Below are 15,175 nucleotides of genomic sequence, written 5' to 3' on the forward strand. Positions count from 1 at the left end.
GCGCCCTATGAGACGTTGGTCCCTCGTGTTGTCCCTCGGTCTCCTACTCGCCCTGATCGGTATCGCGCCACCCGCCACGGCCGCCGTCGAACGGCCCGGCGACAAGGCGAACTTCGTCGTGAGCCTCGGCTCGCTCCGCGACAACTCCCGGGAGAACTGGACCCGGCTGGGCACGTACACCTTCGACACGACCGGCACGGTCACCGCCCGCATGTATCTGTGGAACCAGAAGACGCCCGTCGCCCGGGACGTCACGGGCACCACCCCCGACCTGTCCTGCGCCACCGGGTCGGGGACCTCGACGACCCACGTCCGCCGGTGCGAGACCCTGACGGCCGGCGGCTTCATGGCCGCCCCCGCAGAGACACGCACCGGCACGTACACCACGCGCACCGACGCCGCCGGGGCGCAGATCGTGCACATCACGTGGCAGATCGCCCAGACCTGGACGGAGGAGTGGACCGTACGGCCCTCGGCGGACGGCACCCTCGTCCGGCTCGACTACAAGTACAACAGCCTCGCCACCCACGGCTACGGGTACGGCAGCAACGCGGAGTTCACCACGCGCAGGCCCATGGGTACGGTGCAGGCGTTCCCCGGCACGCTGAAGCAGGACCTCGTCTCGTGGGCGAAGGACAAGGTCGGCACCAGCAACGGGCAGACGTTCCAGCACAGGCAGTTCCGGACATGTACGACCGAGACCCACTGTCTGACGTATGTCCAGCCGTCGTCCACGGCGGCGTGCCAGAAGACCGGCGGGTGCCCGAACTACGGGGGCGGGACGGCGGCGAACGTCACCTCCATCCAGTACCACCTGCAGAAGATCTCCAGCTACGACCGGCGCGACTCGCTGTGGCACTGGTGCACGTGCCTGGCCATGGAGCGGAACGAGTTCTGCTACACGGGCAACTCACACGTGAAGCCGATGCTGCAGATCATCGACGACAACGGGAACTTCCACGGCTGGGTGGGCGCGGAGGCGTCGTTCTACCCGTCTTCGGCGGGTGACCCGCGCTACCACGACATGCTGTCGACGTTCCGGATCACGGACTTCCGCTGACCGAGTGAGCCCCCGGCCGGACTGTACGGCCGGCCGGGGGCTCACCTGTTGCGGGCGTGTTGCGGGTCCGTGGCCGGACCGATCGGCCCCTTTCCAGCCTGTTTGACCCGACGCTACGTTGCGCGTGCCCCGAGCGCGCGGAGCCAACATCACACAGGCTCCAGTGCCGCGTGTCCGGGCCGGTGCCTGATGAGGCGGGAGTTCGATGCGTAGCTCGGGGAATCCCCGGTTCGTCGATACCGGAGGCTTTACGCGGTGTTCACCAGCTGATTCGGGCCGCCACCGGCAGGTGATCGCTGCCGGTGGCCGGCAGCACCCATGAGCTCTCCGGCTCCACGCCGCGGACCAGGATCTGGTCGATCCGCGCCACGGGGAACGTCGCCGGCCAGCTGAAGCCGAAGCCGTCCCCGGCCGCTTCCTGGACCGAGCGCAGCTGCGAGGTGATGCCGGCGAACACGCGGTCGTCCATGGTGCCGTTCAGGTCACCGAGCAGCACCACCCGCTCGTTCCGCTCGGCGGCGATGGCCTTGCCGAGCGCCTGCACGCCTCTGTCCCGCGAGTCCGTCCAAAAACCCGCCCTGGGATTCACCCGTACCGACCCCAGGTGGGCCACATACACCGCCAGCGGCCCGTGGCCGGTGGTCACCGTGGTGCGCAGCGCCCGGGTGTAGGCCATCTTGGTGTCGACCGGCTTGGTGTCCCCCAGCGGCCCGTAGTCCATCTTGATGTCGACCGGCTGGGTGTGGGACAGCGGCAGCCTGCTCCACAGTCCGACCGTGCCCTGCACCGTGTGGTAGGGGTACGCCTTCGCAAGCTCCTTCTCGTACGTGCCCTGGGCCTGCGGGGTGATCTCCTCCAGTGCCAGCATGTCCGCACCGGAGGCGGCCAGGTCGCGGGCGGTGCCGGCCGGGTCGTGGTTGTCGGCGCCGACGTTGTGGCTCACCACGGTGAGGTCGCCGCCCGGGTGGGACTTGTCGCCGAGCAGCCCGCCGAAGAGGTTCAGCCACGCCGTGACCGGCAGCAGCAGCGCGACCACCGCGGAGGCGGAGCGGCGCCACAGCGCCCCGGCCAGCAGCACCGGGATGAACAGGCCGAACCACGGCAGGAAGGTCTCCACCAGGCTGCCGAGGCCCCCGCGGTCCGTGATCTGCGCGTGCAGCAGCATGAACAGGCCAAGGAGCAGCCCCAGCGCCGCGAGCACCGGGCCGCGCTTCCAGGGCCCCGGCCGGAAGCCGTCATGTATCGCCCGGCGTGCGCCCGCGCGCCACGTCCCGCCGGTGCCGACCGCCGGGGCACCGGCACCGGCGGGACGTGGCGCACCGGTATCCGCCGGGCTGCCCTGCCCGGTCTCCGCCGTGTCCGCCTGCGTCATCGTCTGTCCTCGCTCACTGCTGTTCACTGCTGCGTCCTCGGGTCCTGGGTAGGGTCGGCATACATCCGCGGGCAGCCACGGTCGATCGCATCGGTGCGCAGTTCGTAGTGCCAGGGTTCGTTCCGGTAGATCTGGCACAGCCCGTACTCGGCACCGTGCTTGGACAGCCACGCCGTCGCGACGGAGCGCCCGATGTCGACCGCCTCCCCCGACACGTGAGGAGACGTCGTCGCGGTGGCAACCCACCGGGCAGCTTCCTCTTCGGACCCGTACGTGGCGACCGCCTCGCGAAGAAGCTCATTCTGGTACTCCGGGGAACGCCACCCGCTGTTGACGTGGAACGTGACCCCATCGTCCGCGGCATCCGCCGCAGCCTGGCGGAGGGCCTTGGACAGGTCCGGATCGAGGTTGGCCACGGCCGGAAACGCGTCATCGAAGACCGTCACACCGTCGGGGACGACACCGCCGGCCTCGCCTGGGGCACCGCGGTGCTCGCTCCTGGGCGTATGCGAGGGCGCTGCGGCCGAGGGGTTCGAGGGAGACAAAGAGGGCGAGGAGGACGACGGAGGCGAGGACTGCGACGCCTGGTGGGCGAGGACTGCGGCGATCACTGCTAAGACGCCTATCAGGCCGACGACAAGAAGCCGGCGAACCCGGCGGGTCGTTGTTCGTGCTGAGGGTGGGGTTCGAATCATACCGCCAGTGAAAGCAACGCGGTGTTGCCCGCACGTATGCGATTTTCGATACGCCGACGATACGCGCCGACTCATAAACTCAAGAACATGCGTGTGTTGATTGTCGAGGACGAGCCCTATATGGCAGAAGCCATTCGCGATGGCCTACGCCTGGAAGCGATCGCGGCTGACATCGCCGGTGACGGCGACACCGCGTTGGAACTGCTGAGCGTCAACACCTACGACAGCGCCGTCCTCGACCGCGACATCCCCGGCCCCTCCGGCGACGAGATCGCCCAACGCATCGTCGCCTCCGGCAGCGGCATACCGATCCTCATGCTCACTGCCGCCGACCGTCTCGACGACAAGGCCTCCGGGTTCGGACTCGGCGCCGACGACTACCTCACGAAGCCCTTCGAGCTGCAGGAGCTCGTGCTCAGACTCAGAGCACTCGACCGCAGGCGTGCGCACACCAGACCTCCCGTACGGGAGATCGCAGGACTGCGTCTGGATCCGTTCCGCCGCGAGGTCCACCGCGACGGCCGCTACGTTGCGCTCACCCGCAAACAGTTCGCCGTGCTCGAAGTCCTCGTCGCGGCCGAAGGCGGTGTCGTCAGCGCCGAAGAACTCCTGGAACGGGCGTGGGACGAGAACGCCGACCCGTTCACCAATGCCGTGCGCATCACGGTCTCGGCCCTGCGCAAGCGGCTCGGTGAACCCTGGCTCATCGCCACCGTGCCAGGCGTCGGCTACCGCATCGACACAGCACCCGGCACCGGACGTGAAGGTGGGGACCGTGGATAGACAGCCCGGGTTGAGCGTTCGCCTCAAACTCACCCTCAGCTACACCGGATTCCTCATGCTTGCCGGCATCCTGCTGCTCGCGGTGGTGTGGGTGTTCGTCCTGCGCCACTTGCCCGCCTATACGAGGGTCCCCGGGGGGGTGCTGGTCCGCTCCTTCCTCCTGCGCGACTTCGCGTCGGCCGCGGGCGCGGCACTGGCGTTCCTGCTGGTCTTCGGTCTCCTGGGAGGTTGGATCCTCGCCGGCCGCATGCTCGCCCCCCTGACCCGCATCACGAACGCCACCCGCATGGCCGCGAACGGATCGCTCTCCCACCGGATCCGGCTGCCGGGCCGCAGGGATGAGTTCCGCGAACTCGCCGACGCCTTCGACATGATGCTCACGCAGCTCGAAGCACACGTCGCCCAACAGCAGAGATTCGCAGCCAACGCCTCTCACGAGTTGCGCACCCCGCTGGCGATCTCGAAGGCACTGCTCGACGTGGCCCGCAGCGATCCGGACCACGACCCCGGCGAACTCGTCGACCGCCTCCACGCCGTCAACACCCGCGCCATCGACCTCACCGAGGCACTGCTCCTGCTCAGCCGCGCCGAGCGACGGTCCTTCACCCGAGAGCACGTCGACTTGTCCCTCCTGGCGGAAGAGGCCACCGAAACACTCCTCCCCCTCGCCGAAAAGCATGGCGTCACCATCGAGACCATCGGCGACATCGCCCTCACGATCGGATCGCCGGCGCTCCTGCTGCAGCTGACCACGAACCTCGTGCAGAACGCGATCGTCCACAACCTGCCTGAACACGGCACTGTTCGGGTTCACACCAGCGTCCACTCCAAGACCGTGGTGCTCACTGTCGAGAACACCGGCGAGCAGCTCACCCCACAGCTGGTCTCGACCCTCACCGAACCATTCCAGCGCGGCACCGAGCGCATCCACACCGACCAGGCAGGCGTCGGCCTCGGCCTGGCCATCGTCAAGACCATCGCCCAGGCGCACGGCGGAACACTCACCCTCACCCCACGTCCCGCCGGCGGAATCCGCATCACTGTGGAACTACCCGCGGGTGGCTGCGCGGATCACCGCTCGGCCGGAGTCCAGGTCCACCACGCTGTGCGGCGCCGCAGACGGACCGCCGTGCGCCGGCCCGTCCCGATCTCGCTGCGCACGGTCCCTGGGCCCGCCCCAGACCCCCGCGCACCCCTACGCCGGATGAGGACAGGAGCGGTGATCGCTGATCTGGACCGGGCTGCTGCCCGACGAGCCCGACGAGAGTGAAGACCACTTCCTGGGCCTGGAGCAGGCACAGCTGCTGGGCACCGGCACGCTGCTGACCACGCGGGACAACATCGGGGCCGTCGTGGAGGCGAAGGCCATGATGTGCGTCTGCGGACCGGCCGGATCGGGCAGGACGATGTCGGTCAGTTTCGCCCCGCGGACATCGCCCACCGCCTGGAGCTGCGGGCCGGACCGACCCCGCGCGACATCCGGCGGGGTCTCTTCCAGGCGCTGGGGCTGCCGGATGAGCCGCCGGCCCGCCCGATCGTGTTCGGCGCCCTCCTGAAGGAAGCACCTTCACCGTCCGGGCCGACGCCGTCCGGGGCCGGCCCGCGTGACGAACACGCCGGGCCGGTCGGCGGAGCCCGACTCGGCACCGCCGCCGGAGCCGGACTCACCAGTCGCCGTCGGCCACCGGACTCCCGGGCGCGGGGGCGTCACCCAGTGGCTGGATCTGATGCGGGCCGGGCTCCGCCCAGGGGGCGTGGTCGTCGCCGATCCACTGCCCCACCGGCTTGACGTCGGTCAGCGCCGGGGCGGGCGAGAGGTCCGTGGCGGTGTCGTCGCCGTACTCGTACCAGGGCAGACCCGCCTGTGTGTAGGCGGCCCGGTCAACGGGTGACGGGGGCGGTTCCTCTCCGGTGATCGCACGCCACTGCGGCGGAGTGACCAGGTGCACGAACACCCGCGCGGAGGGCTCGTCCGCCCATTCGGCGGGCGCCCGGGTGTCACGGTAGACCTCTTGGCGCATGGTGCCGCCCGCGCCGAGCCCCATCGCCGCCGGGACCGGTGCGCCCGCGGGCGCGGCACCCGGCCCCTTGAGAAAGTCCGGCACGTCGAGTTCCTCAAGGTCCAGCGAACCAACCCGCTGCCGCATCCGCTCGGCCTTACGGCGTTCCTCCTCGCGCCAGGCGGCGAGTGCCCCGGCCTCCAGCGGGAAGGACCGCAGCTGGACCCCGCCCCAGGTCTCCTCGCCGGTCACCTGGCCCTCCACGGTCGCCCCGAGCCCCAGCGGGACGGCGACGAACTGGCGGACGGTCCCCGTACCGGAGTTGATGCCGTCGAGCCAGGGCTGCCGGGGCAGGACGACATAGTTCTGCGGACGGCTCGACAGTCCGTCGCCCCAGGGCTCGCCGGACACGGCGCACACCTTGCCGACACCGACCTGGAGCGCGGTCGGCTCGCGGCTGCCGGCGAAGCTCAGCCACATCGCCTCGCGCAGATACATGGGGAGCATCACGCCGCCCCGTTTCCTCATGGCGGGCGGCACCGAGGCCGCGTAGTCCTCCACACGCCGCAGGGGGAACTCGCCCAGCCCCGGGGGCAGCGGATGAGTACCCGTTTCGGGCAGCCTCAGAGTGCGGATGAAGCGGACGCGCCCCCCGTCGCCCAGCAGCAGGCTGTTCCCGTCGATCCGTACCGTGCCCGTAGCCACCCGGTGTCCCCCTCGATGATTCCGCTCCGGCGGCGCGGTGCCCTGATTGCCGCCCGGCCTGCTCTGTGCCCCTACGACGAACGGCGGACGGCGGACGGTTCCCCGCACGCGGGGCCGAGGCCAGAACGCGGCCGAGTCAGCGCCACCCGCAGGGCCCCAGACCCTGCCGTGCGCCGCGGCAGGGTTCGGCAGCCGGACGAGTACGGCTGCTTCCCGTACGCCTCATTCCGTTGCTTTCACAGCCGTTTGGCGCCGCGCAGCGCGCTCGTGTGGTAGCCGCCGTCGCCGTTCAGCCGAGGGGTGCCTCCGTCGTCGCCGATGGTGAGCCCGTTGGCCTCTTCCCGGCTCGACAGGAAGATCATGTTTCCGTCGGTGCCCCAATCGAGGTAGAGGCCCATGCGGTCGATGCGGTCGCCGGTCCGTGCGTCGGGTTCGAAGAAGGCCAGATCGCCCGGCCGGAGCATGCCGATGAACGGAGGGCAGCCTTCCGCCCCGCGCCTCCGAGCGCTTCGGCGCACCGTTCCGGCTCCCGGCACACGGATGCAGATCGCCCTCGCCGCCTGTGTCGGCAACGCCGAAGCGGCAGGGTTCCGTCCTGACGGATTCCCGTTGGGCACCTCGTTCCCCAGACCTGCTCTTGTTCCCCACCCAGCGAGGTGGCCGATGGTTGTGAAGCTGCAACTGGACGCTTCAGGAGGTCCGTGAGCGGTCGGCTTGGCCCGACGGGGCTGATGGGGTCCTGGAGAGCGTGAAGGGGTGGAGGTTCCTCTTGAGCGCGTGTTCGGTGTCAGATCGGCTGGAGGCTGGCGACAGGTGGGACGGGCGGTGGACCGCTACGTGGAGGACGGCCCGGCCGGTGTGTCGTCTGCCCGGTCCCGCGCAGTGGGCGTATCGAAGTCACCCCACGTAACCTGTTGCTGTGCCTGCACCCCGCCTGCATCGCGTCGCCGTCCTTGTGCTCGAGGGTGCGAAGCCGCTCGATGTCGGAATTCCTGCGCAGGTTTTCACGACCCGCGCGAGCATGCCGTACGAGGTGCGGGTGTGCGGGGCGACACCCGGTCTCGTGACCGGCGGCGACGGCCTCGCGTACTACGTCACCCACGGCCTCGACGCGCTTGAGTGGGCCGACATCGTCTTCGTCCCCGGCTACCGGTTCCCGGACCGCGACGACCCGCCGCAGGCCGTCGTCGAGGCACTGATCGCCGCCCACGACCGGGGCGCGCGGCTCGCCGCCATCTCGACGGGCGCCTTCGCGCTCGCCGCCACGGGCCTGCTCGACGGCAGGCGCGCCACGACGCACTGGCACTACACGCGGGCACTCGTGGCCAGGCATCCGCTCGTCCAGGTCGACGAGAACGTGCTGTTCGTCGACGAGGGCAGCGTACTCACCTCGGCCGGCGCCGCCTCCGGCATCGACCTGTGCCTGCACATCCTGCGCGGCGACCTCGGAGTGGCCGCGTCCAACCACGCGGCCCGGCGTCTGGTCGCGGCCCCCTACCGCAGCGGCGGCCAGGCCCAGTACGTGCCGCGCAGCGTCCCCGAGCCGCTCGGCGAGCGGTTCGCCGCCACCCGCGAGTGGGCGCTGCACCGGCTCGGCGAGCCCCTCACCCTCGACATACTGGCGCGGCAGGCGAGGGTCTCGCCGCGCACGTTCTCCCGGCGCTTCGTCGAGGAGACCGGCTACACGCCGATGCAGTGGGTGATGCGCGCCCGCATCGACCTGGCCCGAGAACTGCTCGAACGCTCGCAGCGCAGCGTCGAACAGATCGCCGCCGACATCGGGCTCGGCACCGGCGCGAACCTGCGCCTGCACTTCCAGCGCATCCTCGGCACCACACCGAGCGAGTACCGGCGCACCTTCACCCGGGGCGAGTAACCCGCCCGGCACCGCGTGGCGGGATCCTTTCGAACCGTGGCGATCCCGCCACTGTCAGCGGCGTGTGTCGCGGGCGAGCCTGGTGTGAAAGGGAAGGGACATCACTCATGACTCGCATCGCCATCAACGGATTCGGCCGCATCGGACGCAATGTGCTGCGCGCACTGCTGGAGCGCGACAGCGCCCTCGAGATCGTCGCCGTCAACGACCTGACGGAGCCCGCCGCTCTCGCCCGGCTGCTCGCCTACGACAGCACGGCCGGCCGGCTCGGGCGCCCGGTGGCCGTCGACGGGGACGCCCTCGTCGTCGACGGTCGTCGGATCACGGTGCTGGCCGAGCGCGAACCGGCGCAGCTGCCGTGGGCCGCACTCGGCGTCGACATCGTCCTGGAAGCCACCGGCCGCTTCACCTCGGCCAAGGCCGCCCGGGCCCACCTCGACGCGGGCGCGAAGAAGGTTCTCGTCGGCGCGCCGTCGGACGGCGCCGACGTCACGCTCGCGTTCGGGGTCAACACCGACGCCTACGACCCGGCCGTGCACACGATCGTCTCGAACGCCTCCTGCACCACCAACGCGCTCGCGCCGCTGGCCGCGGTCCTCGATGAACTCGCCGGTATCGAGCACGCGTTCATGACGACGGTGCACGCCTACACGCAGGAGCAGAACCTGCAGGACGGTCCGCACCGCGACGCCCGTCGCGCCCGAGCCGCCGGCATCAACATCGTGCCGACCACGACCGGCGCCGCCAAGGCGATCGGCCTGGTGCTGCCGAACCTCGACGGCAAGCTGTCGGGCGACTCGATCCGCGTACCGGTGCCGGTGGGCTCGATCGTCGAACTCAACACGACCGTCGCCCGTGACGTGACGCGCGACGACGTGCTGGCGGCGTACCGCGCCGCAGCGGAGGGGCCGCTCGCCGGCATCCTCGAGTACTCGGACGACCCGCTCGTCTCCTCCGACATCGTGGGCAACCCCGCCTCGTCGATCTTCGACTCGGCCCTCACCCGCGTCGACGGCCGCCACGTCAAGGTGGTCGCGTGGTACGACAACGAGTGGGGCTTCTCGAACCGCGTGATCGACACGCTTGAGTTCCTCGCCACCCGCTGACCGGACGCCGGGGTGGTGCCCCGCCTCCGGCGACCGCGCAGGCCAGCACGTCATTGGGGCGCTCTGGTGGACCAGCCGGGCCAACCAGAGCGCTCAGTCACAGAAGCGGGTCCGCCCGGCTTCCGGAGGGTGCGGGAGCGCCACGGCCGGTCAAGGCGCTGTTCGAGCGTCGCCCGCGATGGCCTATGGCCACCCTTGACAGTCCGCGACGCGCCTCGAATCTGACGGCTATCAGACGGACCCGCCCCCTGGTCGAGCCCACAGCCAAGTGGGGAGGAAGAGCGGGGCTGGGGACGCCGGTTCCGGCGCCAGGATGCCGGGGAACTCCGGCCGGGAAGCCCTCGTGTAGTCCGGGGCAGCTCCCGCTCGATGTCCGGGAGGGTGAAACGCGGCCTGGTCGCTTCCTGGATGGAGACCGGTGCGCTGCGCTGCATCCCGATCAGCATCGCCGGGGCCGGCCCGGCGGCCGGGCGACCGGTCGCCGTGGTGTCCCTGTCCGCCGTGCTGTTGCCGGGCGCGGGTGAATCCGACGGACGGCGGCGGGCCTTCACGAGCCGGCCCGCCGCCCACTGCTCTGCCGCTTCCGGGTCGGCGAGGACGGAGCGGAGGATCTGCTCCCCCTCGTGCAGCACGCTCTCGCTCACCGGCTGCCCGGCCCCGACCGCCAGGGCTCGGGCCTGCCGGGCGAGGGCCGTGACACCCTGTGCAGACGGCCTTGGGGGGGGAGCCCTCGGCCCGGTCGTACGACTGGGCCGGGCCCTGATCAGATGCCGGGGGTGGTGTCTGGTGCTCGGGTGTCACGCCTGGTGACGGGCCGGTCGTGCAGAGGTGGGAGCCCTGCTCACCGGCTAGGTACATCGTTCGGTGTAGCGGCTGTTCGTCTGCGGTCATGACGTGAGCGGCCGGATGCGCCGGGACGATGAAGGTATGACCGGGACCACGTCCATGCCAGTCGAGACGACTGGCCAGTCCACGCGTCTCCCGCTGCTCGACGTGCTGCGCGGGGCGGCGATCCTCGGGACCCTGATGACGAACGTCTGGGTCTTCGCCAGTCCGGGGTCGGAGTGGGGGATCCTGACGGGGGGCATGGCCGAGACGTCCTTCGCCTCGCTCCCGGATGCGGCCGGGAGCATCATGCGGCTGCTGGCGAACGGCAAGTTCCTGTCGTTGCTGACGATCCTGTTCGGCGTGGGACTGGCCATCCAGTTCGGCTCGGCCGCCCGGCGCGGGGAACCGTGGCCGGGACGGTACCGGTGGCGGGCCCTGTTCCTGTTCGCGGAAGGGACCGTGCACTTCCTCCTCGTCTTCGCCTGGGACGTCTTGATGGGGTACGCGGTGACCGCGCTGTTCGTGGCATGGCTGCTGACCCGCTCGCCGACAGCGCAGCGCCGGGTGATGTGGTGGGCGGCAGGGCTGCATCTGACGCTGATCTGCCTGCTGTCGGCCGCCCTGGCGGGATACGGACGGAAGGACGGCGATCCGGTCTCGCGTCGGGCAGCCGATCTGTACGCGCACGGCAGCTACACCGAGCAGGTCGCGTTCCGGCTGGAACACGCGCCGGCCTTCCGGGCTGAGCCGCTGCTGACATTCTGTCTTCTCGTTTTCCTGTTCCTGCTGGGCGTGCGGCTTTTTCGCGCGGGCGCGTTCGGCTCCGACGCTGCCGGCCGCCGTATCCGCGCCCGCCTGCTCGTGTGGGGCCTGGGCCTCGGACTCCCGCTCAGCCTGGTCGCGTCACTGGTGGGTGCGGACCTGTTCCTCCTGGACCGGTACGCCGCCGGCCCGCTGATGGCGCTCGGCTACATCGGGCTGATCGGCACACTGGTGGACCGGATGCGACGTCCGGGCCCGGTGCTGAACAGCCTCACCTGTGTCGGCAGGACCGCCCTTTCGGGCTACGTCCTGCAGAATGTGCTGTGCATGTTCCTCTCGTACGGCCTCGGTCTCGGCCTTGCCCACCGGCTCGGCGACGCATGGCAGCCGTGGTGGGTGATCGGCATGTGGGCGGCAGTGTGCGCTGTACTGATGGCCGGTTCGGCACTCTGGCTGCGGCACTTCCGGGCAGGCCCGCTGGAAGCACTCCAGAAGCGGGCCCTACGGCACTGAGCAGCCCCCGCCCCCGGACCGGGCCGTGATGCCCGGCAGCCCCTCCAGGCCTCCCGACCACACCGCCCAAGGGCACCACCACCCACAGCGCCGTCGGCGGGGTCTGTCCACCCCCGTTGACCCGCCACACCGTGGCCGCGTACCCCTCATCGGTCGTCGGCAGGACGATTTCGTCGCAGCACGCCCTGATCTCAGCAGCGGCCTCGACCACCGGCCCGGGCCCTTCGGGTTCGAGGACAACCGGGGCCCGCCACGAGAGAGCTACGCAACCGCTGACGCACCAACACGGCTTGTCGACCGCGGCATTGAGCGCGATCGCGGAACACCTTGCGCTTGGTTACGTGTTCAGCAGGACCGGTCGATGTCGAGGACGCCTACCTCGTTGCCCCGGACGAACAGCACGTACGTGTACTCGCAGTCGTCGTCCTCGTCGGTTGGGTCCGCCGGCGGCCACCCGGTGGGCAGGTACCCGTTCACGGCGACGAGCGCGCCGCCCAGCCGACCCTCGATGACGTCGACCAGGTCGTCGACGAGATGAGTCACGACGTGGCCGACCGGAATCTCGGGCATCTCTTCGATGCCGCTCCACGAGCCGTCCGAGATGTCGACGAGGAAGAGCCGGGCGTCGTTGTGGAGCGACGTCCGCAGTTCGGTGAACGTGATCGGGCGAAAGGTCGGTTCGCCGTCGGCGTACTCCTCGGCGTCCTCGCGGGTGGCCGACCACCAGCGGGTTGCGGCGGCGAGGCGGTCGTCGTCCTGTGTGGCGTCTTCGGGGAGCGTGCCAATCCGGAACCGGAAGTCGACGGGGTTGTTGTTGTTCACCATAAGGAGGTCGCTCAGAAGCGTGGCGAGGCAGGAGATCCGGGTTCGGATGGCGCCGTCGGCACCGTCGTCCGCGATGACCGGCGGCTGCTGCACCGTCGGCGCCGGCGCGAGGGTGATCCGCGCCGTGCCGTGGTAGTCCCGGTGCAACAGGTGCAGGGCTGGGTCATCGTCGGTCGTGGTGAGGCGGAGCAGGTCGCCCTTCCGGCCGACCGCGAGGTACCGCACCAACGACGTCCGACGCGCGTCGTGAACGTGGGCCGCCCCGGCGATGAGCGAGACCAGTTCTTCGGGCGGCGTGAAGTGGTCGTCCTTCGACAACATGCCGGCGTACGGGACAGCGCCCGTGACTTCCGGCAGGTCCGCGATCGCGGCAAGCTGCTCGGGCGAAGCCGGCCATGGCTCGTCACGGTGGTCACCGGTCGTGTTGAGCACGAGCGTCGACGCCCACCCGGGGGTGGATTCCCGTGTCCAGGCGGCGAGCAACCACAGGGCCGAGACGAGCACCCACTGCGGGTTCGACGGCCGACGGCCGACGGGCCGCTCCGCCGGATCCGGCTGCTGGTGCCACGCGTCGTTGAAGGCCGTAGCCAGCTTCATCCGAACCACCTCTGCCACGGCCTGTGCGCGCCGGCTCCCACGCGACCGACCGCTCCCACGGACCCGCGGCAACCATAGCCAACCCCGCCACCCGTCAGCACTGTTCTGTCCCGGAAGGTTGTGCATGAGCCATGGACCTGGACACCGAGCTGAAGGCACGGATCACGGAGATCAAGAAGCGGTTCGCCGTCGGCTCCCGGCCTGAGACGACCGATGAGGGTCGGTGCGTACGTGCTCACGCATCCCTTGCGGGCCGAACAGGATGAGGAGTTCGACCGCGCCGCCGTCGGCGCTGCCCAGCCAGTGGGGCAGGGACGTGTCGAACTCGGCTGCCTCACCGGGCGGCAGCGTCAGGTCGCGCTCGCCGATCACCAGTCGTAGGCGTCCGTTGAGCACGTAGAGCCACTCGAAGCCTTCGTGGGCCTGCGGGGTCGGTTCGGGTGGTTCCGGCCGGGCGGGGATGATCATCTTGAACGCGTGGACACCGCCCGGTCGCCGGGACAGGGGCACGAAGGTCAGTCCGAACCGGCTGATCGGCTTGAGGTGGATCCGAGGGTCTCCGGTGCGCGGGGCGCCGACGAGGTCGTCCAGCGGAACGTCGTAGATACGGGCCAGCGGCAGCAGCAGTTCCAGGCTCGGTCGGCGCTGCCCGCTCTCCAGCCGGGACAGGGTGCTCTCCGACACGCCGGTCGTGGACGCGAGGTCGGCGAGGGTGAGGCCGCGGTCACGACGCAGCGCACGAAGCCGCGGCCCCACCGCGTCGAGCACGTCGTCGTCCGTCTTGCGATCCACGCGGCCATCTTGCCATTACCGCAAGATTCTGTGCCAGATCCCGGGGTGCCTGGCAAGACTGAGCGCATACCGACACAGGGAGTCCTGATGAGCACCACCGAAGCGGTCACGTTCTGGGACCGTGTCTACGCGGCCCGACCGGCGGCCGGCAACCCGCAGCCGAATGGCCGCCTCACCGAGACGATCACGGGCCTGCCGCCCGGTGACGCGTTGGATCTCGGATGCGGCGACGGCGGCGACGCTCTGTGGCTCGCCCGCCAGGGGTGGCAGGTCACCGCCACCGACATCTCGGCCGTGGCGGTCGAACGGCTCGCGGTCCTCGCCCGCTCACACGGCCTGGGCGATCGCGTCACCACCGTACGGGCCGACTTGCACAAGTCTCTCCCGTCCGGCGGATTCGACCTGGTCTGCGCGCACTACCTGCACACCCCCTTCGACCTGGACCGGGAAGCCGTACTGCGCTCGGCCGCGCACACACTGCGCCCGGGCGGACGGCTGCTGGTCGTCGACCACGGCTCGACCGCGCCGTGGACGTGGAACCAGGATCCCGGCATCCGCTACCCGAGCCCGCGGGAAGTCGCCGCGGGTATCGGCCTGGCCCCGGAGACATGGACGGTCGAGCGGGCCGACGCACCCCGCCGAATCGCAACCGGACCAGACGGGAGCACCGCCGAGGTCACCGACCACGTCCTCCTCATCCGCCGCACCGCCTGAGACGGTGGTCGGCGCCCGCCCCCGACGACAGACAGGGAGACCACGATGCCCGGCACCACGCGCCGCAACCGCCGCCGCGACACCCCGCCGCCCCGGACCGGAAGCAACGAGACCGAGGTCCTGCGCGGATTCCTCGACTACCTCCGAACCTCGATCGCCGCGAAGGTCGCCGACGCACCCGAGCCGCAGGTGCGAACAGCCGCAGTGCCGTCGGGCACGAACCTGCTCGGCCTGCTGCACCACCTGACGTCCGTCGAGCGCTCGACGTTTCTCGGGGACGACGTCACCGACTGGCAGGCGACGTTCCACGCCGCACCGGCGGACAGCGTGACCGACGTCGTCGGCCGCCACCACGACGCGGTCCAGCGCGCGAACGACGTTCTCGACGGGTGCACCGACCTCGGCGCACCGGTCCCCCGACCGCAGCCGGACCGCCCCGCTCCCAGCATTCGCTGGGCACTCACCCACATGATCGAGGAGACCGGCCGGCACGCGGGCCACGCGGACGTCCTCCGCGAACTCATCGACGGCACGACCGGCCGCTGAT

General features: G+C 70.4%; 14 protein-coding genes. 8 read left to right on the forward strand and 6 right to left on the reverse strand.

Annotated features, from left to right (window positions below; all coding sequences use genetic code 11):
* Window positions 1-7 precede the first annotated feature (7 nt).
* On the forward strand, window positions 8-1,060 hold the full coding sequence (locus tag ACFYT4_RS30805; protein ID WP_389276317.1) for a hypothetical protein: 1,053 nt from the start codon (window positions 8-10) through the stop codon (window positions 1,058-1,060).
* Window positions 1,061-1,319: 259 nt separating this feature from the next.
* Here the strand turns inward: ACFYT4_RS30805 and ACFYT4_RS30810 are convergent, their stop codons facing one another.
* Both ACFYT4_RS30810 and ACFYT4_RS30815 read right to left on the reverse strand, forming a co-directional pair.
* A complete protein-coding gene (locus ACFYT4_RS30810) occupies window positions 1,320-2,432 on the reverse strand; it encodes an endonuclease/exonuclease/phosphatase family protein (RefSeq protein ID WP_389276320.1) in 1,113 nt (370 codons plus the stop codon).
* 23 nt (window positions 2,433-2,455) lie between these two features.
* Entirely contained in the window at window positions 2,456-3,127 is a 672-nt protein-coding gene (locus ACFYT4_RS30815; protein WP_389276323.1) for a M15 family metallopeptidase, read from the reverse strand.
* 87 nt (window positions 3,128-3,214) lie between these two features.
* Here ACFYT4_RS30815 and ACFYT4_RS30820 point away from each other — a divergent pair, with 87 nt between their 5' ends.
* Window positions 3,215-3,910: a response regulator transcription factor gene (locus tag ACFYT4_RS30820; protein WP_389276326.1), complete on the forward strand. Its 696-nt coding sequence runs from the start codon at window positions 3,215-3,217 to the stop codon at window positions 3,908-3,910.
* Complete coding sequence (locus ACFYT4_RS30825) at window positions 3,903-5,180, forward strand: sensor histidine kinase (protein WP_389276329.1); 1,278 nt, start codon at window positions 3,903-3,905, stop codon at window positions 5,178-5,180. The genes ACFYT4_RS30820 and ACFYT4_RS30825 overlap by 8 nt, the downstream gene beginning before the upstream one ends.
* A gap of 394 nt (window positions 5,181-5,574) precedes the next feature.
* On the opposite strand, the gene ACFYT4_RS30830 is transcribed toward ACFYT4_RS30825, so the two are convergent.
* Window positions 5,575-6,615: a hypothetical protein gene (locus ACFYT4_RS30830; RefSeq protein ID WP_389276332.1), complete on the reverse strand. Its 1,041-nt coding sequence runs from the start codon at window positions 6,613-6,615 to the stop codon at window positions 5,575-5,577.
* Between the two features lie 236 nt (window positions 6,616-6,851).
* Window positions 6,852-7,079, reverse strand: a complete 228-nt coding sequence (locus ACFYT4_RS30835; RefSeq protein ID WP_389276335.1) for a hypothetical protein — start codon at window positions 7,077-7,079, stop codon at window positions 6,852-6,854.
* A gap of 455 nt (window positions 7,080-7,534) precedes the next feature.
* Between ACFYT4_RS30835 and ACFYT4_RS30840 the strand changes: the two genes are divergently transcribed.
* From ACFYT4_RS30840 to ACFYT4_RS30850, 3 genes are all read left to right on the forward strand, one after another.
* Entirely contained in the window at window positions 7,535-8,491 is a 957-nt protein-coding gene (locus ACFYT4_RS30840) for a GlxA family transcriptional regulator (protein ID WP_389276338.1), read from the forward strand.
* Between the two features lie 107 nt (window positions 8,492-8,598).
* The gene (gene gap / locus ACFYT4_RS30845) at window positions 8,599-9,597 is read left to right on the forward strand and encodes a type I glyceraldehyde-3-phosphate dehydrogenase (RefSeq protein ID WP_389276341.1); all 999 of its coding nucleotides are present in this window, start codon (window positions 8,599-8,601) and stop codon (window positions 9,595-9,597) included.
* Between the two features lie 927 nt (window positions 9,598-10,524).
* Window positions 10,525-11,700 carry a DUF418 domain-containing protein gene (locus ACFYT4_RS30850; RefSeq protein ID WP_389276344.1) on the forward strand — a complete coding sequence of 392 codons (1,176 nt, stop codon included), beginning with the start codon at window positions 10,525-10,527 and terminating at the stop codon, window positions 11,698-11,700.
* 345 nt (window positions 11,701-12,045) lie between these two features.
* On the opposite strand, the gene ACFYT4_RS30855 is transcribed toward ACFYT4_RS30850, so the two are convergent.
* Together ACFYT4_RS30855 and ACFYT4_RS30860 are read right to left on the reverse strand one after the other, a co-directional pair.
* Window positions 12,046-13,248 (reverse strand): hypothetical protein, encoded by a 1,203-nt coding sequence (locus ACFYT4_RS30855; RefSeq protein WP_389276347.1) that lies wholly within the window; start codon window positions 13,246-13,248, stop codon window positions 12,046-12,048.
* A 45-nt stretch (window positions 13,249-13,293) separates the two neighbouring features.
* Window positions 13,294-13,914, reverse strand: coding sequence for a helix-turn-helix domain-containing protein (locus tag ACFYT4_RS30860; protein WP_389276350.1), 621 nt, complete (start codon window positions 13,912-13,914; stop codon window positions 13,294-13,296).
* 87 nt (window positions 13,915-14,001) lie between these two features.
* Between ACFYT4_RS30860 and ACFYT4_RS30865 the strand changes: the two genes are divergently transcribed.
* Together ACFYT4_RS30865 and ACFYT4_RS30870 are read left to right on the forward strand one after the other, a co-directional pair.
* A complete protein-coding gene (locus ACFYT4_RS30865) occupies window positions 14,002-14,628 on the forward strand; it encodes a class I SAM-dependent methyltransferase (RefSeq protein ID WP_389276353.1) in 627 nt (208 codons plus the stop codon).
* A 45-nt stretch (window positions 14,629-14,673) separates the two neighbouring features.
* Window positions 14,674-15,174: a DinB family protein gene (locus ACFYT4_RS30870; protein WP_389276356.1), complete on the forward strand. Its 501-nt coding sequence runs from the start codon at window positions 14,674-14,676 to the stop codon at window positions 15,172-15,174.
* Window position 15,175: the final 1 nt, after the last annotated feature.

The sequence above is a fragment of the Streptomyces sp. NPDC004609 genome (assembly GCF_042873655.1).
Lineage (GTDB): Bacteria > Actinomycetota > Actinomycetes > Streptomycetales > Streptomycetaceae > Streptomyces.

Excerpts from the sequence above, each read along its gene's own strand:
- ACFYT4_RS30850 (WP_389276344.1), top strand. The coding sequence starts at position 10,525 with ATGACCGGGACCACGTCCATGCCAGTCGAGACGACTGGCCAGTCCACG.
- ACFYT4_RS30805 (WP_389276317.1), top strand. The coding sequence starts at position 8 with ATGAGACGTTGGTCCCTCGTGTTGTCCCTCGGTCTCCTACTCGCCCTG.
- ACFYT4_RS30820 (WP_389276326.1), top strand. The coding sequence starts at position 3,215 with ATGCGTGTGTTGATTGTCGAGGACGAGCCCTATATGGCAGAAGCCATT.
- gap (WP_389276341.1), top strand. The coding sequence starts at position 8,599 with ATGACTCGCATCGCCATCAACGGATTCGGCCGCATCGGACGCAATGTG.
- ACFYT4_RS30810 (WP_389276320.1), bottom strand. The coding sequence starts at position 2,432 with ATGACGCAGGCGGACACGGCGGAGACCGGGCAGGGCAGCCCGGCGGAT.
- ACFYT4_RS30870 (WP_389276356.1), top strand. The coding sequence starts at position 14,674 with ATGCCCGGCACCACGCGCCGCAACCGCCGCCGCGACACCCCGCCGCCC.
- ACFYT4_RS30835 (WP_389276335.1), bottom strand. The coding sequence starts at position 7,079 with ATGCTCCGGCCGGGCGATCTGGCCTTCTTCGAACCCGACGCACGGACC.
- ACFYT4_RS30815 (WP_389276323.1), bottom strand. The coding sequence starts at position 3,127 with ATGATTCGAACCCCACCCTCAGCACGAACAACGACCCGCCGGGTTCGC.
- ACFYT4_RS30865 (WP_389276353.1), top strand. The coding sequence starts at position 14,002 with ATGAGCACCACCGAAGCGGTCACGTTCTGGGACCGTGTCTACGCGGCC.
- ACFYT4_RS30855 (WP_389276347.1), bottom strand. The coding sequence starts at position 13,248 with ATGCACAACCTTCCGGGACAGAACAGTGCTGACGGGTGGCGGGGTTGG.